The 22310-nt window shown below is 58.5% G+C and carries 16 protein-coding genes; 7 read left to right on the top strand and 9 right to left on the bottom strand.

Annotated elements, in window-relative coordinates:
* Positions 1-14 precede the first annotated feature (14 nt).
* Both KUF55_RS01515 and KUF55_RS01520 read right to left on the bottom strand, forming a co-directional pair.
* A complete protein-coding gene (locus KUF55_RS01515) occupies positions 15-1805 on the bottom strand; it encodes an NAD(P)/FAD-dependent oxidoreductase (protein WP_218817779.1) in 1791 nt (596 codons plus the stop codon).
* 92 nt (positions 1806-1897) lie between these two features.
* Positions 1898-3058, bottom strand: coding sequence for a helix-turn-helix domain-containing protein (locus KUF55_RS01520; RefSeq protein ID WP_255557227.1), 1161 nt, complete (start codon positions 3056-3058; stop codon positions 1898-1900).
* Positions 3059-3241: 183 nt separating this feature from the next.
* Between KUF55_RS01520 and KUF55_RS01525 the strand changes: the two genes are divergently transcribed.
* Both KUF55_RS01525 and KUF55_RS01530 read left to right on the top strand, forming a co-directional pair.
* Positions 3242-4804, top strand: a complete 1563-nt coding sequence (locus KUF55_RS01525; protein ID WP_255557228.1) for an exo-alpha-sialidase — start codon at positions 3242-3244, stop codon at positions 4802-4804.
* Between the two features lie 106 nt (positions 4805-4910).
* The gene (locus KUF55_RS01530) at positions 4911-5480 is read left to right on the top strand and encodes a histidine phosphatase family protein (RefSeq protein ID WP_218817781.1); all 570 of its coding nucleotides are present in this window, start codon (positions 4911-4913) and stop codon (positions 5478-5480) included.
* Positions 5481-5496: 16 nt separating this feature from the next.
* Here KUF55_RS01530 and KUF55_RS01535 read toward each other — a convergent pair whose 3' ends face one another.
* Positions 5497-6042, bottom strand: a complete 546-nt coding sequence (locus tag KUF55_RS01535; RefSeq protein ID WP_218817782.1) for a hypothetical protein — start codon at positions 6040-6042, stop codon at positions 5497-5499.
* Between the two features lie 824 nt (positions 6043-6866).
* On the bottom strand, positions 6867-8111 hold the full coding sequence (locus KUF55_RS01540) for an exonuclease domain-containing protein (RefSeq protein WP_218817783.1): 1245 nt from the start codon (positions 8109-8111) through the stop codon (positions 6867-6869).
* 178 nt (positions 8112-8289) lie between these two features.
* Between KUF55_RS01540 and KUF55_RS01545 the strand changes: the two genes are divergently transcribed.
* The gene (locus KUF55_RS01545) at positions 8290-9543 is read left to right on the top strand and encodes an APC family permease (protein WP_218817784.1); all 1254 of its coding nucleotides are present in this window, start codon (positions 8290-8292) and stop codon (positions 9541-9543) included.
* A gap of 9 nt (positions 9544-9552) precedes the next feature.
* On the opposite strand, the gene KUF55_RS01550 is transcribed toward KUF55_RS01545, so the two are convergent.
* Positions 9553-10182: a response regulator transcription factor gene (locus KUF55_RS01550; protein ID WP_255557421.1), complete on the bottom strand. Its 630-nt coding sequence runs from the start codon at positions 10180-10182 to the stop codon at positions 9553-9555.
* Between the two features lie 392 nt (positions 10183-10574).
* Between KUF55_RS01550 and KUF55_RS01555 the strand changes: the two genes are divergently transcribed.
* The gene (locus KUF55_RS01555; RefSeq protein ID WP_218817785.1) at positions 10575-11831 is read left to right on the top strand and encodes a sensor histidine kinase; all 1257 of its coding nucleotides are present in this window, start codon (positions 10575-10577) and stop codon (positions 11829-11831) included.
* Positions 11832-12263: 432 nt separating this feature from the next.
* Positions 12264-12887, top strand: a complete 624-nt coding sequence (locus KUF55_RS01560) for a malonic semialdehyde reductase (RefSeq protein ID WP_218817786.1) — start codon at positions 12264-12266, stop codon at positions 12885-12887.
* 86 nt (positions 12888-12973) lie between these two features.
* Here KUF55_RS01560 and KUF55_RS01565 read toward each other — a convergent pair whose 3' ends face one another.
* Together KUF55_RS01565 and KUF55_RS01570 are read right to left on the bottom strand one after the other, a co-directional pair.
* Positions 12974-14140, bottom strand: coding sequence for a hypothetical protein (locus KUF55_RS01565; RefSeq protein WP_218817787.1), 1167 nt, complete (start codon positions 14138-14140; stop codon positions 12974-12976).
* 73 nt (positions 14141-14213) lie between these two features.
* The gene (locus KUF55_RS01570) at positions 14214-17594 is read right to left on the bottom strand and encodes an SNF2-related protein (RefSeq protein ID WP_218817788.1); all 3381 of its coding nucleotides are present in this window, start codon (positions 17592-17594) and stop codon (positions 14214-14216) included.
* A gap of 391 nt (positions 17595-17985) precedes the next feature.
* Between KUF55_RS01570 and KUF55_RS01575 the strand changes: the two genes are divergently transcribed.
* Positions 17986-19263: an FAD-binding oxidoreductase gene (locus KUF55_RS01575; protein WP_132364435.1), complete on the top strand. Its 1278-nt coding sequence runs from the start codon at positions 17986-17988 to the stop codon at positions 19261-19263.
* A 385-nt stretch (positions 19264-19648) separates the two neighbouring features.
* On the top strand, positions 19649-20434 hold the full coding sequence (locus KUF55_RS01580) for an SDR family oxidoreductase (RefSeq protein ID WP_132364609.1): 786 nt from the start codon (positions 19649-19651) through the stop codon (positions 20432-20434).
* Positions 20435-20551: 117 nt separating this feature from the next.
* Here KUF55_RS01580 and KUF55_RS01585 read toward each other — a convergent pair whose 3' ends face one another.
* Together KUF55_RS01585 and KUF55_RS01590 are read right to left on the bottom strand one after the other, a co-directional pair.
* A complete protein-coding gene (locus KUF55_RS01585) occupies positions 20552-21406 on the bottom strand; it encodes an SDR family oxidoreductase (RefSeq protein ID WP_218817789.1) in 855 nt (284 codons plus the stop codon).
* On the bottom strand, positions 21403-22032 hold the full coding sequence (locus KUF55_RS01590) for a uracil-DNA glycosylase (RefSeq protein WP_132364439.1): 630 nt from the start codon (positions 22030-22032) through the stop codon (positions 21403-21405). The genes KUF55_RS01585 and KUF55_RS01590 overlap by 4 nt, the downstream gene beginning before the upstream one ends.
* Positions 22033-22310: the final 278 nt, after the last annotated feature.

The following is a 22310-nucleotide window of genomic DNA, read 5'->3' on the forward strand; positions in this document are numbered from 1 at the left end:
CAGCAACGGGCGGCCTAGGAGAGGTGGTGTGTTTGGGCCAGCGCGTAAACGGGAGTATCAAGGCCCTCAAACCGGGCTTTGAGCTGCAGGGCTAGATACTTGGAGTAGTGCCTCGACTGGTGCAAATTTCCGCCGTGGAACCACAAGTTTTCCTGCTGCGTGGGTTTCCACATGTTGCGCAGTTCCCCCTGCCACGGACCCGGATCTTTGGTGGTCTCCGAGCCTAGCCCCCAGCACTTGCCCACCGTGTCAGCGACATCTTGGGAGATCAGCCGTGCTGCCCAGCCATTCATTGACCCGTAGCCGGTGGCATAAACGATGGCATCCGCTCGAAGCTTGGTGCCATCGGTGAGTATCACCGAGTCCTCATTTAGCCTGGCTACGTCCCCGTGGGCCAGAGCAATGGAGCCATTGGACACCAGTTCGGAGGCTCCGATATTGATGTAATAGCCGGAACCGCGGCGAAGGTACTTGAGGAACAATCCCGAATCGTCATCTCCGAAATCTAGGTCAAATCCGGCGTCGGTAAGTCCCTGATAGAAATCGGCGTCGTCCGCGCGGATCTTCTCAAAAGCGGGGCGGTGGAACTGGGGAAGGACCTTGTAAGGGATTGATGCGAAGATTAGGTCCGCAGTATCGGTCTCGATGCCATTGGCCAGAGCTTCCTCCGAATACAGCGGTCCAAGCACCGTATCCATAAGCGATTCGGAGCGGACAATGTGAGTGCTAGAACGCTGAACCATGACCGGTCTGGCACCGTTCTGGAACAAATCGGCACAGATGTCGTGGGCTGAATTGTTGGCGCCGATGACTACCACGTCCTTGCCTTGGTAGTCCCCGCCACCGGGATGGGCAGAGGAATGATTCTGTTCGCCGGTGAACACGTCTTGGCCCTCAATGGTAGGAACGTTGGGCAGCCCGGACATCCCCGTGGCAATCACCACGTGAGTTGGGATCAGAGTCAGTTCCTGACCGTCGCGAATCACGTCCACTTTCCACGTTCCGGTGGCGGGGTCGTGGACGGCGCTGGTGGCTTCGGTGTTGGACCAGTAATCCAGTTCCATGATGCTGGTGTAATGCTCAAGCCAGTCGCCCATCTTGTCCTTGGGGGTGAACACCGGCCAATGATCAGGGAAGGGGATATAGGGCATGTGGTCGTACCAAACCGGGTCATGCAGGGCGAGCGAGTGGTAGCGCGAACGCCATTGGTCCCCGGGGCGGGGATGCTTATCGATGATCAGTGCCGGGACACCCTGACGTTTGAGCCGGGCACCAAGACCGATGCCGCCCTGACCTCCACCGATGACTAGAACATAGGGTTGCTCACTGACTCCGAACTCGCTGCCCCTTCGCTTGCGCCTATCTAGCCAGTTCTCCGAGGACATTTCGGTGCCATGATCTGCCCCGCGTTCACGGAGGCGCCCCGACGGCTCGGGGAATTCACGCAGCCCTTGAGCGGTGGAAAGCAACGTCCAGCATTTGCCGTCGCGTAATCGCAGTAGCCCCCGTGCATCGACTGCGTTGTTGCTGAAGGTATACCAAGCTTCAATGATCCCTTCGGACTCGGTGGCGGAAACCAGCGAAATGTTCCGTGGCCAGGCCCCTGGGCCCACGCCGTCTAGCATGGCCTTGATGTCGTTTCGACCTTCGGCAGTGTGCAGATTCCACGTCAGCGCGGTCAGATCGCGCCAGTAGCTTTCTTCACCAAAAAGTTCCGCTGCCCTCTGGGTGTTTCCCTCTTCGAGGGCGCGTCCCAAATCCTGGAGCCATTGCCCGGCGACTGCAATTGCGTTCTCTTCACTCATGTCCATCTCCTTTGAAAGGATGTTGCGATGGAGTTGATGTTATGAGCTAGGTCACATGCGCGCGATGGTTGCAAAAGGTTGCAGAGCTGCCGCTAGCGTCGCACCGTGGCAGGTAGGGTCAAGCGGTAGGGCCGAGATTCAATGGCGACACCGAGCTTGGCGCGCAGCCGGGACAGTTCTGCTCGCACCGAAACGGTAGTTGAGTACCCGGGTAAATGGGCCATCAAGGTCTGGGCATCCATGCCCTCGGGATGAACAATCAGCAACTCGAGAATTTCCATATGACGTTCCCCGAGTCGAATCTCGGTGAGCTTCCCACCCTGGGTAATTACGGCCATGGGATGGGCGGACGTGACGAGTTCAAGGCTCGCCCCGGTGCTGGAACTGGTTCCATGCAACAGCCAGCCGCCGGCAACGGGTTCGACCACTACTGCGCCGAGCTCAGGTAACCATGTTCCGCCAGCCCGAAGAGATGCAGGAATCCTGATACGCGGGCTCACACCAAAACCTTCGGCGTGGGCAACCCAGCCGTGGGCATCAATCAGCACGAAGCGGGTGGTGGGCATTCGTGTGGTGATGGTGAGTTGGTGTAATTCTTGATGATGTTGTGCTGCCAGGATGCTTGCTGCTTCGCGCGCAGTCGAACTGACCAGTGCCAAAGTATGTGGATGGGCGGTGCGATACGAACCTGAGAGCGTGATGACCCCCAACGCCGCACCGGTGCTCGCCTGAAGAATCGGTGCGCTGGTACATACCCAGGTGTGTTGTTCTTCGCGTGCATGCTCCGGGCCAAAGATCTGCACCGGTGTGCCTTCGGCCATCGCGGCGCCCAGCCCATTGGTGCCCACATCTTTTTCACGCCAGCGCGCGCCAACGGCAAAACCGATATCCTCGCTGCGTCGGCGAATCTGCGAAGGACCAGAAACCCACAGTACGTATCCCTCATCGTCGCTGATCACCAATTCATTTCCCGCATCGGCGGCCAATTGAAGAAGCCTGTCTTCCAACATGGGGACCATCGCCGCTAGGACCGAGGCGCGATCGCGTCGTGACATGACATCGGCGGTACTCAGCGGGCCGGTGGGTTTATTCTTCGACGACTGCCGAGACCAGGAACGGGCGACCACCGAGCGCACCAGCTCCGGGATGGCTTCGGTGTTTAGCCACGAACGATGCAAGGGCAGAAGCGAACGGGCCTTGGCCACGGGGTCCTCCAGAGCGGCCAGGGCTGGCTCCAAGCGGATTACATTCAACTCGCGCTCCTTTGTTAACCCTTAGAGGATTGCACGGAAGCGAACGAATGAATAGAGGGGGGAGGATGCCAACACCGTATCGGGACGAAGTTGGAACCCGTAACTCAACGCGTAAAAGTTGGACGTGGTGAACAAAAGTTGTAGTTCTAGAGGATGAAACATGAACCTTATGAGTTCTCCCACATGGTACTCGCCACACGAGGAACCGGAGGTTATCGCCAATATCGAATACCGGCACTTGCCATTTCCACCACCGGAACCGTGCTTGCTGCCTACGACGGGCGACCCAACCTTGATGACCTACCCAACACCATTGATCTTTTGATCAGGCGCAGTCTTGATAATGGGCGCAGTTGGGAACCTCAGGCCAATATCCGTTCAGGGTCTGGACTCCAAGGCTTCGGCGATCCGAGTCTCTTGGTAGACAAGCTAACCTCCAGAATTTTCTGTTTTCACGCAGCCGGAACCCACGCCGGTTTCTTCGAGGCCATCGAAGGGCTTGAACCCGAGGATTCCGTTCAACATGTGGATCTCTCGCATTCGGATGATGACGGTTTGACCTGGACCCATCGGCGGATTACCGCGCAGCTCAAGTCCGAGGGGATTACCGGTCTCTTTGCCGCTGCCGGAACTGGCATTCAGCTAGAATTCGGGCCATACGCCGGGCGCCTCGTTCAGCAAATGGTGCTTTTGGCGCACGGTGAGATCCGGGCCGCTTCAGCCTATTCGGATGATCACGGTGAATCGTGGACTTTGGGTGAACTCACCGCGGTAGAAGCCAACGAAAACAAGGTCGTAGAAATCAGCGGCGGAAGGGTACTGCTGAACTCGCGCGCAAAGGGCATGCGGCTTCAGGTCGTCTCGACGGATGGTGGCCACAGTTATGGGCCGCTTCGACCGGTGCCCTCGCTGCCCGATCCGAGCGACAACGGCAGTATCCTGGCGACAGGCATGGGAAAAGAGCGCGCCCTCCTGATGACCAATAACCGCGACACCGAGCTGCGCCGGAACACGGTACTCAGTCTCTCCACCGACGAAGGGTACAGCTGGCGGCCCGTAGCTACGATTTGCGCGGGCAGCAGCGCCTATTCAAGCGGAGCCATACTTGCCGATGGTTCCTTGGGTGTGCTCTATGAACGCAATGGGTACTCGGAGATCGTTTTTGCGAGACTCGACCCCCAGGGATTGTCAGCGCGGGCACTGGAGTCAGCGGCGGCTGCATATCGGGACAACGACGGCGGAAGCTTCGCCATGGTGTTGCGCTCGATCACCCCGGGACGACCCGAAACATGGGTCAACGTGGGTGACACCCACGTCATTTCCGCCTCAGCCGGAACTTGGGGCGTGCACACCTGGAAGGAAATTGGCCAGGGATACGGTGACGGTGAACAAGAGCTGGGCACACGCGAAGCTCAAGACGTCAACTATGGAACGCCAGCCCCGGGGCTCCGGGCAGGAGACATTCTGGCCTTCACCGGACGATTCAGGAACCAAGGGAAGGCACCGATAAGGGTGAAGCTGGCGGGCAACTTCGACGGCGACATCACCAAGGCATTCCCTCCGGTCGACCTTGCGTCCGGAGCCGAAACCCTGTATTTCACTCCTACCTATACGGTAACCGCCCCTGACGTCGCACTCGGCAGGGCCATCGTAGAGTGTGCGGTAGTTTCGGGATCAGATCGATGGGAACGAACCTTTCTTGCCGACACCGCCACCGGGCTCGTGAGCGAGATGGTAAAGCAATAGCGTCGAGTGTTGGGTCCGGCGGCGCCTTCCGTAACATCGGCAGGAATGTGCTGTCCGCTGCCTGTCGGTGGGCGAGTGGTGAGGCCACCCGCGAGAGAATGGAGGCATGAAAATCGGATTTATTCGTCATGGACAGACCAACTGGAACGCGCAGGACTTCCTGCAGGGCTCAACCGACATTCCACTGAACAACGTGGGCCGACAGCAAGCTCGCGATGCGGTCGCGATCTTGGGTGCAACAACTTGGGATGCCATTGTTAGTTCACCGCTATCACGGGCACGAGAGACGGCGCAGATTCTTGCCGACGGTTTGGGCATTGAGCTGGGCCGTACCTACGACGAGCTGATAGAACGCGATTACGGCCAGGCTGAAGGCATGCGACTGGAAGAGTCGGAGAAGCTTTGGCCCAACAAGACTGGCGGGGGCATCGAGACTCTGGACTCCACGGTGGCGCGCGGGCAAGCAGCTATCGCCAAGATTGCCGCGGATTTCCCGGGCAAGAATGTTGCCGTCGTGTGCCACGGAACCATCATCCGCTACACGTTGTCGGCGCTCGCCGGATACACGTTCGACACCATCTTTAACGCCTCGGTGTCGCTGATCGACAATAACGAAGGTAGCTGGAAGGTACGTAGCGTCAACGGTGAAGTTATCGAGACCGAGGTAGCCCTGTAGTCAGCGCGAAGGCACTTCAGCTCCATGACGCGGGGTACCCGGTGAAGTCGGGATCATCGTCATCGGTCTGTGCGAACTGGAACTGAACCGCAGAGGGGCGGGCAAGTTCCAACACCAACGGCTTGATCAGAGCATTGGGAACGGAAAGCCGCGAATCAATCCGAATCAGCCCCTCGGGACGCAGCCTTTCCAAGCGCTTCCACGACGCGTTGATGGCTTCGGGATTTCCCCGTGGGTCGTCGTTGTCGAGTCCACGGATGGGGTGTTTGAGTACGGCAACGTCTATTGGTTCAACTGCCGCTTCCAAAAGAAAATAGCGGGTCAGATAGCCCGTCTCCACGCCTTGGTAGATTGATTCATCCTCCACGGAAACCGAGCGGTACATGCGTTGTGCTACGCGTCGGACAGCTATGGCGAGGTGGCGCGCGGGGTCTTCGAAGGCCAAGATCGCCTGCCTGCTCGGATAGGCGCGAGTGGTACTCAGATCGATGAGACCGGCCCCCACCATGGCGTCCCAGTACAAGGAGAGCCTCGTGACATGCCGCGCGCTGGTGAACACCACTGGACCATCATCAGATGACCCACTCTTCGGTAGCCGTGCGGTGTCGTAGATGGCTTCGACATCCAGCGATTTTGAAGCCTCTTGAACATGTTTCCGGGTCAAGATCTTCGCACCGGTAATCTCTCGCCTCGGACCAAACCATCGAAAGAACGACTGCATTCGGCGCGTCAGGGGTAGATTCGCGATGCATTCATAGACCTCCTCTTGGCTCAGCCTCGGGACCGTAACGAGAACCCCATGGAGCTGTGGGATCTCGGAATAGCCGGGTTCGCGCTTAGGGAAGCTGAAGCAGTCTAAATAGGATGCGACCCGCTGGAATTCTTCTGGGGTGCCGGTCCAGGTGTTCGTGCTGTGCAGGAATTGGAGATAGGCGCCAAGAGCATGAGACATTTCTAGGAAATCGTTTGTTGGTTGGCCGAACATCAACTCGTCAAGCGTTAATGCGAGGGCCGGCACGCCAAAAGACGTGATCATTCGGCCGCCACTGACTCGCGCGTAGTTTTCCAGAACCGCCGTTATTCGATTCGTGAGCTCGGAACCGTGTCGATCAAAATGAGTTTTCTCGCACCAAGATTCGAAGGCCGGCAGGACACGTGGCAGTTCGTGCCGTAGCCGCACCTCGTCGAGGCGGACTACCGATGGACTGGAAGTATTTCCTCGTGACCGCTGCGGTTTTGTGAATGATTTCGGATATTTGGGGGACATCGTCATTCCACACTGTTGAACCTCTGGATGATGCCTGGAACCAGAGCATCGCAGTTGATGGCTTGAGCATACTAGCGAGCTCCGGCCGATGGTACCGGGGGAAGAAATTTCTGGATTTTTTAGCGAGGAATGTTGAGGATTTGGTTCCACAAGAAGTCTTCGCCAACGACTGGAATGCCGTAGGCGCGGGCTTTGCGTGCCTTTCCCGATAGGGTGTCCGGATCGGCCGCGACGAGTAGCTTGACCTTCTTCGTAACGGCCGAATGGGGGATGTATCCCGAGGATTCCAGTGCCGCCTCGATGGTGCTGCGGGGTTGGGTCATGTCCCCGGTGAGGACGATTAGGTCGCCGGATTTGAGTACCGTCCGCGGCGAAGCCGCCACTACGGAATCGACGGCGCTGCGACGTGGTTTTGTGCGTGAAGCGACTTCGAATTGTGCTGGGGGAATCCGAAGCAGACGGGCAATGGTTTCTAGATCTTCGAGTTCGATTTTGGTGAGAAGTCCATCGTTCCATGCGGTTGCTGCCACGGATGAGAAGTATCGGGAGTGCAGTTCGATGATGGTTGGCCGGCTAATCTGCAGTTCATCGGCCAATGCGATCAACGCTGATTGCTCATGTGCCGAGAGTTGGCGATCCAGGAGCGCGCGGTCCAACAATGCCAAATACTCCTGATGCTCAGCTGGTCCGCTGATTTCGGGAAGCCGATCAACAACTCGATCAACAAAATGAACTTCCTTGGAAGCGGATGTAGACCTATGTGTGGGTTTCAGCAGCTGCCGCGGAGGATTTGGAACCCACATGGTCTGAGCCGCTTCGTTGAGCAGAAAGTCCCAGTCGCCCAGATCGGGGTCCAATTCCATATATCTTGCTAGGAGCACCGCGGTAGCTTCTGCATCGTCCCCGGCGCTGTGAGCATGTCGCAACTCGATGCTGAATGAATCGCAGCAGTCCTGCAGGGAGCGCCCGGCGCCCGGGAGATATTCGTGGGCCATCTGCATCGTGCATAAACCGCGGGGTAAATAGAATTCTGGAAGTGTGAGCCCAGCGCGACGGAATTCAGCGTCAAGGAATCGTGCATCGAACCCGAGATTGTGCCCGACGACAATCGTTCCAGACAGTCGCCATTCGAGTTCCGAAGCGATATCCGTAAACCGCGGAGCGCTGAGGATATCTTTGGCTCGTATGCCATGGAGAGATTGCTTGCCCAGATCACGTTCTGGATTGATGAGGGTTTCCCAGCGGTCCAAAACTGTGCCGGAACGGTCCATGGTGATGACAGCAATTTCCGCGATGCGGTCATGATTACCAGGGAATAGTCCTGTGGTTTCGGTGTCGATAACTGCAAAGTGCCCCAAGTTCATCAATGTCCCCGTTCGATTCCAGAATTCAACAATGCTCTCTGAGCATAAGCGGATTGGCTCTGCCCAGGACCGAGGGCAAGCTGGGGTGTGAACAATGCCCGGGGACACATACCGGTCATATCAATCATTCCGTGGAACCCGTTGCCTTTTGTTAACCTAACTCCGGTACAAGGAGAGGATGCGCGGTAATAGAGAAGGAACTGTCGAACCCAAACTTCAACGTCGATTGGGCACCTCTGACGCGGTCATGATCGGTCTCGGCGCGATGGTCGGGGCCGGGCTGTTTTCAGCGTTTACCCCAGCTGCCGCAGCGGCCGGTTCTGCGCTTCTCATCTCGCTGGTTCTTGCCGCAGCTTTGGCGTATGCCAACGCTCGCTCGAGCGCCCAGCTCGCGGCTCGTTACCCGACTTCCGGCGGCACGTATGCGTACGGGCGAGAGGTTTTGGGGCAGTGGCCGGGCTTCATTGCTGGCTGGGGATTTGTTGTCGGGAAAACAGCTTCTGCAGCAGCCATGGCGCTAACCTTTGCGACCTATGTGGTTCCCGATGTGTGGGTCAAACCAGTGGCCGCCGCTGCAGTGCTGCTGCTGGTGAGCGTTAACTATCTTGGTGTCACGCGAACGGCCGTTGCCGCACGCGTCATAGTTTCGGCAGTGCTGGCTCTTTTGGCCGTGATCGTGGTGATGATTCTGGCTGGCGGACCTTCGCGGCCAGACTATGTACCAGGGGCCGGAACTGGAATTCTCGGAGTGTTGCAAGGAGCAGGGCTGCTGTTCTTCGCCTTTGCTGGTTACGCGCGCATTGCGACACTTGGTGAGGAAGTCAGGAACCCACGCACGGCAATTCCTCGTGCCATCGGGATTGGGCTGGGAATAGTTGTGGTGCTCTATGCAGCGGTGGCCGCGGTGTTGATTAGTGTTTTGGGACCCGGAGGAATCGCTCAAAGTACCCGACCGTTGGCTACTGCACTAGGTGACTCGTGGGCCTCTCCGTTGGTCCAAATCGCTGCGGCGCTGGCGTCTCTGGGTGCGCTTTTAGCGTTGATAGCCGGGTTGGGGAGGACCGCGATGGCCATGGCTCGAGAGCGCGATTTACCTCATGCGTTGTCCGCCATCCACCCTCGTTTTTCAACACCGCACCGAGCCGAACTCGCCGTCGGAGCGGCAGTATTACTGCTGATCTTCTTCTTCGATTTGGGCACGGCCATCGGGTTCTCGTCCTTCGGGGTGCTGGTGTACTACTTGATCGCCAACATTGCGGCAGTTAAGCAGCCACGCGCTGAACGTTTGAATCCAGTCTGGTTGGGGGTCTCCGGCGCTATTGGCTGTGCCGTACTTGTGGTGACCCTTCCTACGAGTGCTGTCATCGGCGGAACTGTCATGTTTGCTTGTGGTATCGGATATCGAGCGATCCGATTACGAGCCTTCGGCTGATTCGGCCACCTAATCCATGTGCAATTCAACAAGTCCGAGCTGGGTGGCGCGGATCAAGAGTTGAACCCTGTCGCGAACGCCGAATTTGGCCATGGCACGGCTCAGATGAGCCTTGACGGTTGCCTCGGAAAGGTGCAGCGTGGCGGCGATCTCAGGGTTGTTCAAACCCCTCGCTAGCAATCGTAGAACTTCTAGCTCTCGGTCCGAGAGCGCCATCGTGCCATGACGATTGGCATTGTTCGACTTGACCTCATGCGCGTCACGAATAGCACGAATAAGGTCCTGTGAGACCGAAGCCGAAATGGCTGCGTTTCCATCGTGTACCGCTTGAATGGCTCCGAGAATCTCCGTGGGTTCAGCGTCTTTTACGAGATAGCCAGCTGCCCCCGCGCGCAGTGCGGGAACGAGGAATTCCTCGGAAGAGAAAGCTGTGATGGCCAGAATTCCGATGCCAGGATAATTGGTTGTAATGATTCCGGTGGCTTCTACGCCGTCCATGCGTGGCATCTGCATGTCCATCAAAATGACATCGGGGGAGTTTCCCACGCAAAAATCAACAGCCTCAATGCCGTTGGTTGCCTCCCCCATCCAGTGGAATCCGGGGGCGGCCTCGATAATAATTTTCAGGGCTTGGCGCATGAGTGGTTCATTATCGACTACAAGAATCTGGATATCTGTCACGTTTTGAGTCTAATGAACTTCGCTCACCTGATAGTGGCGACGGGCCTGTCATAAAGAATTCATTGAAATTTATCTGTTGACTTTGAGAAATTGGTGCGAGAATGAGCAACATGACTCCTAAAACTCGCATTCTCGCCGCTGTAACCATGTCCTTGGCCTTGCTTCTGCCTGCCGCCATTCCTGCCCAAGCAGCGGGAGCACAAGGTCTATCGCTTCCAGTTGCCTCACCTGCTGGTGCCTCTGACGCTTTCAACGACTGGGTATGCCGTAACCTCGGGGCCTTGTGCCGCTGATTTTTCTGGAAAGTAGGGCTCACTGACATGAGCCCTACTTTCAGACAGAATGGGGTAGTGAAACTATCTCGTTCTCCACTGACCGTAAACGAATTATCGTCCGCTCCGTTAGGACGGACGATTCTTCTCATTGCCAGCGGTATTGTTGCGTTGTTGCTCATCACCGATGTGGTGAGTCTGCTCAGCGAAGCTGATCCTGCGCAGCAAATGGTTCGGGCAACGGAAGTTATGGTTAGCGGGGCCTTCACTCTGGCTCTGGGGCTGCTGTGGGTGAGGACACGGATAGCTGTCGTAGCGTCAGTTCTGGCCATGATCTTGGCCTTGGTCGTGGGTAAGTACCTTTTCGCCCTGCTTGTGGTTCCACTCCTACTGGGCTTGGTGACGTTGACCCAAACCCGGAAATTCTCATTTAGATACTTTTTAGTGACGCTGGCTTGGTCAATTTCCATCGTTGTGGTGCGTTCGTACGACGTTGGATTCTTGATCCTCCTGATCCCGTTGTTGGCCGCTGCATACTTCGTCGCGCTTTTCGCACGAAAATATCAGGAACAACGCGAAGCGGACCGGAAGCGCATCGAAGACCTGCGAATCAAGCAGCAAGAAGCAGTTGACGCAGAGCGCAAGGCCATCGCGCGGGACCTTCATGACATCGTGGCGCATGACATCACCGTCATTTCTATGCAGGCCAAGGCCGCGGGATTCTCGGGTGATCCCGCGGTGGCCCAGGCAGCCCTCAAAGTTATTGGAGCAACCTCAAGGGAAGCCCTGCAGGATTTGCGGGTCATGCTCAATGTTCTGCGCAAAGACGGCCCAGCCACGCGTGTGGATGGATCGCTCGTCGATTCGGCAGGAAACGCGGCCAGCAGTCTGGAGATCCTGATTGGTGTTGAGGTTTTTGCCGAACGTTTGGTGGACCTAGGGCATCCCACCGAAACCAAGGTTGACCCTAAGCTTGCCTCGCTGCCGCAATCCGCGCAGACGGCGTTGTATCGGGTGTTGCAGGAATCCACGACAAACATCGTCAAACATGCTGAACCGGATGCTCCGTGCCGGATCGAAGCGTTGGTGGTCGGAAACCGCATTTGGCTGGAAGTTGCGAACGCGTTGCCCCGACTAAGCACAGATCAAGGCTTCGGCAGCGGTGGACATAGCTCGGGGATAGTTGGAATGTCCGACAGGATGGCAACTTTCGGAGGCACGCTTTCGGCTCAACGTGTTCGCGGTGATTGGGTAGTGCGCGCGGAATTACCCGCAAGTACGTTGGGAATGGGCAAGGGGCACCATGTGGAGCAAACGGGCGGGCAACGCATTTAGTGAGGTTACCTCACTAACTATGGCCAATAGTCTAATGTGCTGCACTGCCGGTGTGGATAGTGTTGTTACTAGATCGGCGGCATAGCCGATTGGTGGAACCCGGAAATGTTTTGCGAGTGGCGTTTCTAGGTATCACCTCCAGCACGCCAGACGACGCCAGTCCCGCTGACCAAGCCCCCAAGTTGGTTAGCACTAGGGGAATCGTGTCAAATGCTTTCCCCCAAGGAGCATTTGACGCCCAAGATTCCTGGTAGTTTCTACCCCCAAGGGAAGCTACCTTCGGCGCCGTCGGGCGTGCTGATGTTTAAGTACCCTTAGCCGAGCCGGGATCGAGTGATCCGGTTATTTGCCCCAGCGGGAATGAATTGAACTTGCAAGGCGGTTATCTAGCAGTAGGAAACCACCAAATCCCGCATGGAGAGCACCACATAAATGAGCATTGAAGCTGTCACAAACGTGTACGACCAGCTAGCCATCGACAAAGACACGGCAGACAAGCTGTTCCTTGAGGCCCGTACCGCCAATACTTTTTCGAACGACGAAGTCTCCGAAGAGACCCTTGAAGCCATTTATGAGCTCACCAAAATGGGCCCGACGATGATGAATAATCAGCCGCTGCGCATCACCTGGGTTAAGAGTGCAGAAGCCCGCGAGGCAGTTGTTGGCCAGATGATGGAAATGAATCGGCCCAAGTCCCTATCGGCACCCGCGCTGGCGGTGCTGAGCTATGACGCCGACTGGCACGAACAGTTCCCCGTGTTCTTCCCACACGCGGCCGAGCGCAAAGCGATGTTTGACGGCGATGCCACGATGCGAGCCGAAATCGCCAAAAACAACGCATGGATGCAGGCCGGATACTTCATCATGTCCGTCCGCGCTGCGGGCCTGCATGCCGGCCCCATGGGTGGATTTGACGCGGCTGGAGTGGACGGCGTTATCAACGAGGGATCGGCCAATCACGCCTTCCTGATTGTCAATGTGGGCACTCCGGGAGAAAACCCCTGGTTTGACCGGTTGCCGCGCCTTGATACTGAAATGGCCACCCGCAGTATCTAGGCACTAGGTACCTCTGAACCCAACAATGTCAGGCGGAGGACGCGTTTCTGCGTGTCCTCCGCCTGACGCCGTTAAGCCACGAGTGGCTAGGCCAGAAGCTGTTCGGCCACACGCGTTAACGCGCGTTCCAAAGAAGCTCGAAGCACGCGGGGCACTCGAATATGTTTTCCGATTCTCACCAGTCCTTCTGCTTCCATGGCACGCAGCAACGTCTGTGCGGCAGGAACTGTCTTTTCAAATAATGGTTGGAGGTGTTCTTGTTCGGGTGCCAATTCGCCGGGTGCGGGAACCGAGAACGCTGCTTCGGTCCGCGGTGGGTGGGCCGATCCAGCCTTTCCCAGTAGTGCCGCTGACATCTGGGTGACCATGTTCCCGTGCTTGGTCTCCACGCCGTTGAGCAGCATGTGAGCATAGATGCCTTCGGCCAAAAGATCCTTAACACCACGGGCGCTGAACCCAGAGTCGGCATTCAACGCCTCGGCGACAGCCGGGGTGGGTACAGCCTTCTCTAGCTGCTTAGTCAGCAGGCCCGCACGCAATAGTGCATCCCAGTAGGCACCAACCTTGGGGAGCTGCTCGATGGAGGCGACGGCCGTTCCAGCCTCCGGATTCCAAACCGCCGCCTTCGTGGTCGTAGCATCCAGCTTGACCTCCAAGCCAATGGCTGCGGCAGCTGCCACGAGGTCAGCTTCCAATAATCCGCCAGTGGGTTGGACTTCGCGGCCCTCGCCGACCCACTCGAGCAAGGCCCGTGCGGTATGAACCATCGGCAACTTGGCCCAACGTTCGTCCGCACTGGCATCGTCAAGTTCCGGAACTTGGACAGGCGACTGCCCGCCCTGGGCTGTGATGAGGTCAAAGACCGCCTGGAATTCCTCGACGGATCCGCTCCACCGCCCGCTCTCGGCGAGAAAGAGCACAAACTCGCGCAGCATGCTGGCACAGGTCACGGCGACTTCGTCACCGATCGACCGCAGATCCTTAAACTGGATAGCCAGCGCATCATGGTTCAGCTCGGACACCGCCACCTTTTCGCGCAGACGAGCGTGCACCGTCAGCAGGGTGACTAGGCCCTCGATGCCAGCTTCCGTGTCGGCGGGGGAGTGCTGCTGGTTGAAGTACGCGCGCAACGCCGCCACGTAGGGCAGCATGGCCCCGCGCACCTGATCTTCAAACTTCGAGGCCCCGGCACTGGGATTGCGGGCGGGGTGCCCTGCGTGTGCCTTGTTCTTGGCTGACTTTGCTTTTGACATGTCTTTACCGTCTCCCTCTAAATGGGTGCAATCAGTGGATTTATGCTGGGGGGGGTGGTGCTGCGCGTAGGAGTTAGTCGGCGAAGAGCGAGCGCACGTCATCGGCGCTGATCGCGGAGGCGAACGCCGCGTCATCGTCGAGCACCGCGGTGAAGAGCTTGGCCTTCTTGTCCTTCAACGCCATGACCTTTTCTTCGATGGTGTTCTTGGAGACCATGCGGTAGACCATGACGTTGCGCTTCTGCCCGATGCGGTGGGCGCGGTCGACGGCTTGGTTCTCCGAGGCAGGGTTCCACCACGGGTCCATGAGGAAGCAGTAATCAGCCTGGGTGAGGTTTAGGCCGAATCCGCCGGCTTTCAGCGAGATCAGGAACACCTGAACCTTCCCGGAGGTAAAGGACTCGATAACCTTGGCACGCTTGGTGGTGGACCCATCAAGATAGGCGTGCTCGATTCCTGCCGCGTTGAGACGATCACTGGCCTTGGTGAGGAAGGAAGTGAACTGGCTGAAAACTAGGGCATTGTGGCCCTCGGAGGTGAGATCCTCGAGTTGTTCAAGCAGGGCATCAAGCTTGCTGCTGGGCACCGAGGAGTACTCGTCGTCGATGAGTGAGGCATCCAGCGAAAGCTGGCGCAGCTTGGTGAGCGACGAGAACACGGCGAAGCGATTCTTGTCCATGTCTTCGAGCATTCCCAGCACCTTCTGGCGCTCGCGCTGCAGATGGCGCTGGTAGATCACGCGATGTTTGGGGCTGAGATCAAGCTCAAGAACCTGCTCTTGTTTCTCCGGCAGGTCGGTGGCCACCAATTCCTTGGTGCGGCGCAGCATGAGCGGACGGATACGGCGGCGTAGGCGCTTCAGGGCCTCGTCGTCTCCGTCCTTCTCGATGGGTTTCCGGTAAGTCTCGTCAAAGCGCTTAAGCGTGGGGAAAAGCCCCGGCGCAGCAACGGCAAACAAGGACCAAAGCTCGGAGAGGTTGTTCTCCATCGGAGTGCCGGTGATGGCCAGCTTGAAGGGTGTGGGGAAGTCGCGAGCCTGCTTGGCAGCCTGAGTCGTTGGGTTCTTCACGAACTGCGCCTCATCGAGGATCAGCCCCGAGAACTTGGTGGAAGCGTATTCGTCCTGATCGATGCGGAACAGGCCGTAGGAGGTGATGACGATATCCACGCTTGCCGCGATATCTTGCAACGGGACACCACCGCGGCGGACCGTTTCGGTGATGTAGATGCTGCTCAGGTCCGGGGCGAAGCGTCTGGCTTCGGCTTCCCAGTTCGAGACGACGGAGGTCGGGGCGATGACCAAGAACGGCGGCATCGGTCCCGTGGACTCGTCGTGGTGGTCCTTGGCATGCTGGATGAGTGCCAGCGTCTGCAAGGTTTTGCCCAGTCCCATGTCATCTGCGAGCACTCCGCCGAGTGAATTGTCGTAGAGGAAGGATAGCCATTCGAAGCCCTCGCGCTGGTATGGACGCAGCGTGGCATTGATGCCAGCCGGCACCGGGGCATGCTTGACGGTCATGATGTTCGTCAGTCCCTCGGCGGATTCCTTCCACGCTTCGGAGGCCTCCACGTTGGTGGCGATGTCTTTGAGGTCCTCCCAAAGGGATGCCTGATGCTTGGAAATTCGGATGCTTCCGTCCGCGGTCGCATCCGAGAGCGTGCGCGCCTCCTCGATGAGCCGGCGCAACTGCTCGTATTCCGGGCGGTCCAGCGCAAAGTACTTCCCGTCGGGCAGCATGAGGTATTGATCCGCGTGCGCCAGGGCTTGGAACAGCTCGGTGAACGGAACATTGTTCCCATCGATGCGTACCTCCACACCAAGATCGAACCAGTCATTCGATTCGGTGTTTTCCGTGGAGATGGTGATCAATGGGTCGGCAGTGAGTTCCTCATAATCCGCGGCTATACCCTCGACGGTGACTTCCAAATTCTTGATGCGACGCAGGGCGGGCAGCGCGGTGTTGATGAAGTGTGCCGCCTCGACTCCGGTCAAGGTAATGACGGTGATGTTGGCAACAGCATGGTGGTGCGCGTTGGTGAACACCGAATTGAAGGCAGCCGGGAAGTCGGCCATGGCGGCGCTTGCCTCGCGCTGCAGTACCATTTCGGCCTTGGTGTTTCGCTCGATGCCAGCGGTGGGCTGCGCGCGCAACGGTAGGAGGGTGTCGCCGTAAGAATAGCCCCAGTGCAGCTCAAATCCGGGAACGGAGGCTTTGTCCTCTTTGCGCTTACGTGGATTTTCGGGGCTCCACAAGACATGCTTAAGCAGCAGCTGCATGGTCGGTTCCATCGAGGTTGGTACCTGGATGGAGTGGTCAACTGAGGAGAGCTCGGAGGCCTTGGCTAATTTGGGGAGGTATTCCTGCTCAAAATTCTCCCGTGCGTTGGCCGGGATGAGTACCTTTTTGTCCGTGCCGAGCAGTCCGGTCAGAAGCGGAGGGATACGTGCGCGGGTCGGTGCCAGATTGAGATTTACATGTTTCATGCCCTCGGTAGCGCTCCACCAGAAAACTCCGTGGTCAGCGACGCTGCCGATGAAGTCGGTATTGAATTCCGCGGGAAGTATGTCGACGAGGGGGCGGACGCGAAGCTTCTTGCCCTCGGTGAGGACATCGGTCCTGATGGCGACGGGCTCGTGTACCTTGATGGTGGATTTTGCCGATGGTCCACGTAGCTCGACGCCAAGTCCGGCGGCCGTGCGCAGGTGCTCCCACAGCATGGGGGAGAGGAAGTCGCTTACCGAGAGATGGGTGCCGTTCCAGGCGGTGAAGGAGTTTAGCTGCAAGAGGGCGCAGAACCATTCAATCTGGTCTGGGTCGTAGGCGAAATCGAAGGGCAATTTAGGGATGCCGCCGGTTCGGGTGTAGCGAAAATGCTGCCATGCGAGATTGCCGGAGACCCAGCGACCCTTGTCATTGAGCTGCACGGGGCGCAGCACCAACTCAAGCTTTGAGGTGTGCGGGATATCCCCGCCCTTGATCTTCGCTATCGCTGCGGCCTGGTACCGGTGCAGCGTCCGTGGACGAAGCTCAAATTGAACCCCTAGTGTGCGTTCTTCGAGGTCTTGCTTCTCGGTGCCGTCTTCGCCCATCAGCGAGAGCAGGGTTCGTTCCCAAGGGGCCCGTGGGTCGATTTCCTCGACTTCAGTGGATCCGCCCCACATGTAGGCCAAGAGTGCAGCCGCAGCATGTTTGCAGTTTGAGCCCACGGGGCAGGTGCAAATGCCGTGTTGGGGCATCAAGTAGCCGTCGCGGATTTGGGAGTGCACGGCCGTCCGGTAAATGTTTCCGCCCGATCCCAGGACGCTGGCTCGCACGATGCTCATCGGTGCGACCCAGTCAACGTCCAGAACCCGTCCCTGAGTCGCGTAGGCTGCGCCGCGATCGAGGCTGAGGGGGCCGACCAGATTTCGAATCAGGGTGGTCGACGAGATCATGGGTGCAGCGGAAGACATGCCATCAGTCTAAAGGGGTGCGCCCACGTTACAGTCCTTTGCGCCGCCGCCGCGGTGCACATCATAGTTGCGACTGTTTGGGCGGCCGTGTGGAGGAACGGACCGTTGGACAACCTGCCGTGGACGAACTGGCTGCAGCTCTTGCTCTTCGGTCTCATTGGATCGAGGATAAGGGTGGGATTGCATCGCGGTGTAACGGGTCAGAAATCAGCACGTTACATATCTTTCTGTAGTAAATGCGGTCAGATGACGCATTTACTGCAGTTATTGCAGTTCGAGCGTCGTTGTGTCGTGAGTCACCGATGAAAAGTGAACTGGCGTTGCTTCGCATCACTTTCCCGGCCAAAGTTGAGATTAGATATTCGAAATTTCTTGAACGGGAGCGTGGATTATGGCCAGCACAGCAACGCCAGAACATGTAGTTATTGTCGGTGCAGGCTTCGTCGGTCTGTCTGCGGCTTGGTACCTGCAAGAAGAGGGCGTTAAGGTCACCGTGGTTGACCGCGGCGGCGTGGCCTCGGGCTCTTCGTGGGGCAATGCTGGTTGGCTCACCCCGGCGCTGACCTTGCCGATTGCCGAACCGTCGATCTTCACCAACGGCTTGAAGATGATGTTCGACCCGGCCTCCCCGCTCTACATTCCGCTCAAGGCCGACGCCAAGCTACTGCGTTTCCTGGTGGGCTTCGCGTGGCACAGTACCCCGAAGAAGTGGCAGGAAGCCATGCGCGTCTACTCGGAGATCGGGACCACCGGTCTGGACGCCTTTGACGAGATCGCCGAAGGTACCGGCGCGGGCCCGGGAGTCGCTGAAAAAACCACGTCGGCCGACCCGTTCCTGACTGGCTTCAAATCACTGAAGGACCGCGAAGTCCTGTTGCACGAATTCGAGATGATTCATAAGACCGGAGGCAACGTCGAGTTCGACTTGCTCACTGGAGATGAGCTGCGCGCCATCGAGCCGACTCTCTCCGATGACGTAGCTGCCGGCGTTGCTATCAAGAATCAGCGCTTCCTTAACCCGCCGAAGTACATGCAGTCCCTGGCCGAATCCGTGGTGGCTCGCGGTGGCGACATCGTTGGCGCCTTCAACGTCACCGACATCCGTGACAACGGCACCTCGGTGACCGTCATTGGTTCCGAGGGTCGCGCGATGACCGCGGATCACGTGGTCATGGCCACCGGAGCCTGGATGAATGACTTGACCAAGAAGTTTGGTGTCAACGTTGTGGTGCAGGCCGGCCGTGGATACTCGTTCACGGTTCAGCCCGAGGTCATGCCGACGCATCCGATCTACTTCCCGTCCCAGCGTGTGGCCTGCACCCCGTTGGGCGATCGTTTCCGCATTGCGGGCACCATGGAATTCCGCGACGTCAACCACCAATTGGAGCCCAAGCGCATCGAGGCCATCGTGGCCGCCGCGGCCCCGGTTTACAAGGGCATCAATTGGGAAAACCGCAAGGAAGAATGGGTTGGCGGTCGTCCCTGCACCGCCGATGGACTGCCGCTGGTCGGCGCCACTCGTTCTCCGCGCGTTCATGTGGGCGGCGGCCATGGCATGTGGGGCGTCGCTCTTGGTCCGCTCACCGGCAAGATGCTGGCCGCCGGGATCGTCGGCAAGGAAAAGCCGGCCGTGGCGCGACACTTCAACCCCCTGCGTAAGGGCTTCTGAGCCCCTCTTTTGTCAATGAAGTGACAAGGAACCCCAGGGCGGTGCGGAGGTGATTTCCGCGCCGTTCCTTGGGGCTTCTTTGACTTCATGACTGCTGACGCAAAATCTGAATCTTAGCGGCCGTGGTTCTCCTGTCGCTCGGATCTGTAGCCTCGACGACGGAGGCGGCTAGGGTCGGCTGTGGTGCCATCCGAACGAGGACGAACTCAATACCGTACGTAGCACCGGTTTCTAGAATTTCCATGCCTCGCGCTATGGGTGAAAGCGGCGTAATGCCAGAATGCTGAGGAGTAACGTCGGGATCATGAAGGGATCGTCCGTTGGGGATGAGGGCGGGACAATCGGTCTCGGCCGCCCATGGACTCCCGAGAAGGGTCAGCTCTCCATGAGAACGTATGTCGTCACAGGATCCGCTTCTGGCATTGGCGCTGCAACCGCCGAACTACTTCGCGAGCGCGGCCACAAAGTTATCGGTGTGGACCTTCGGAACGCCGAAGTGAACGCCGATCTTTCCACCGCGGCCGGACGTGCAAGCGCCATTGCCGACACCTTGCTTGCCAGTGCTGGAAAGATCGATGCGGTCATCGCCGCAGCAGGTGTCTCCGCACCCAAGGCGTTCACCGTCGCGGTCAACTTCTTCGGTGTAACGGCGTTCCTCGAAGGCCTATTGCCCGCACTCTCCGCATCGTCCGCCCCGCGGGTTGCCGTCGTTTCCTCTATGGCTTCCCTGCAGGTGAATTCCGAAGCGCTGGTCGAGGCGCTGATGGCCGGCGACGAGACCGAGGCTCTCCGCATTGGTGGCGAGCTGGAAGCTGCGGGACCGCGCACCGGCTACCTGAACTACCCATCATCGAAACGCGCGATTTCCCGCTGGATCCGCCGCGAATGCATCACCGAGGCATGGGCGGGTGCGGGAATTCCACTTAATGCGGTGGCGCCCGGAACCGTCATTACCAATATGACCCGTGAATTGCTGGCCACCGAAGAGGGCCGCAAGATGGCTGACGACAATGTGCCGATGCCGCTGAACTACCACTCCGAGGCAGTGGTGATTGCCCGCATGCTGGCCTGGCTGACGAGCGAGGAGAATACTCATGTCACCGGTCAAACGATTTACATTGACGGCGGCGCGGACGCAACGCTGCGCGGGGATGACATCTGGTCAAAGTAGTACCCGGTAATCATGATCAACACCCGCGTAGCCGTAGTGTGCACCTACTCTTGGGTGAGCGCCACGGCTACGCGGGTGTTCGGCGTTAAGCCATCGGGTCTAAGCCCTACCGAGGGGTTAGGGGTGGCGCGTGCCGTTGCCGCCGAGCACGCTCGCATATCCTTCGCGATAGCTAGGGAAAGTGAAAACGAAGCCGGTAGACAACAGGCGTGCGTTGGACAGGCGTCTGTCGCCTCCCCGGTTCACCGTGGCGGTGCCGACTTGAGGTTCGGGCAGCCCGAGTTGGTGTGCCAAGAAGGTCTGGACCTCGGATAATTCGGCGGGTTCATGATCTATCCCCAGGTAGAGCTGCGCCGGGGAATTCTCCATGGTGCAGAGGTGCACAATGGCGGCGGCGGCGTCGTCGCGGTGAATCCTGTTGGTCCATACCGAATGTTCGGGTTTGCGGGCGGCCCCGGTTTTTACCTGGGTGATCAGGTAGTTACGTCCCGGACCATAGATGCCCGCCAAACGAAGGACGATGGCAGAAGGGGCGAATTGATGCAGCAGCGTTTCAGCCTCGGCCAGGATCCGTGCGGTAGCGGTGCTTGGGGCAATCGCGGTGTCCTCGTCTACCCATCCGCCATTCGCATCTCCGAATACGGCGGTGGAGGAGACCATGAGCAAACGCCGGGGGGTAACTCCGTCGCGCTCAAGCGTCTGGATGAGGCGGCGCGTTGCCTCTAAATACGTGCGTCGGTAGGCTTCTTCGCTGCGTTCGGGCGCCGCGGGAGTGAAAACTATGACCTCGGTGTCGGGATCTATCCGGGGCCAGGTGGTGGCATTCGTGCCCAAGTCAACCCGCGCGCTGGCAAAGGTAGAGGGGAGCAGTTCGGGGCGGCGGCGCCACGCTGTGACGTGGTGGCCCGCGGCCTGAAAGCGGAGTCCGACCTCGGTACCGAGGTCTCCGGCACCGAGGACGAGTACCTTCACTTGGCGGCTGGACGCAATCCGGCTCGCGCCATGGCGTCCGTGTAGGCGGCAACCATTTCGTCGAACCATGCCTGCTGCTTTTCTGCCGAGCCTAGGAAGGCTCGATCAGCGGTGGAACGGACTTCGTAGATCTTGATACCACGCTGGTTAATGACCTGCTGGCCACCTGCCTTGATCCACGCCTGCACCAGGCGCTTGGCCTCGGTGCCATGGGCGATGATCGCTGAGGTGCGGTATGCGATTCGCATAAGCTCCTTCAGCGGGCGGATACCCGCCTTCACCTGATCCGGTGTTAGCTTGGTGCCGCCCTCGGGCAGCTCCCACGGGAAGACATTCCACGGGATACCAAAACGCGGCTCCAGCCCGGCAGCCTCATAGACTGCAGCAAGCCGTGCCGCGGTGGGATCGTCGTTGCGCAAAGACAGGAAGCCCGAAGACGTTCCGGGGCCCGGCGCGATTTGCAAGGAAATAACCCGAGCCTCATCTACGTCGTGCACTGGGTCAATGAGCGGAACCCGGGAACCGGGCTGCTGGTCCTGCAGCTTGCGACATAACGCAGTGAGTTCGGCGACGGAATCGTCCTCCACCTTGCTCAGCTGTTCTTCAAAGTACTCAGATTGGCTCATTATTCACCTTTCGCCCTCTCGTTGAGCCTACGCCGTTTATGGTCGCGGCGCATTCCGGCGGGCAGTCGCGCCGATGGATCGGGACAATCTTTTTGCCATTCACCGACCAAGCTGCGAATTCGCGGCTCGGTCTGGTGGGATTTTGGGCCTTCTTCGCGAGAGTCAAACGTGGATTTTAAACGCTGCAACGGATCTAAGGAGGCGTTCACGGGTTGGGAAGGCATCCTTACCACAAGCAATGCGGCACTGGGTGTCCGATTGTGAAACGCAGTTCCAGC

It is taken from the genome of Paeniglutamicibacter sp. Y32M11 (assembly GCF_019285735.1).
Lineage (GTDB): Bacteria > Actinomycetota > Actinomycetes > Actinomycetales > Micrococcaceae > Paeniglutamicibacter.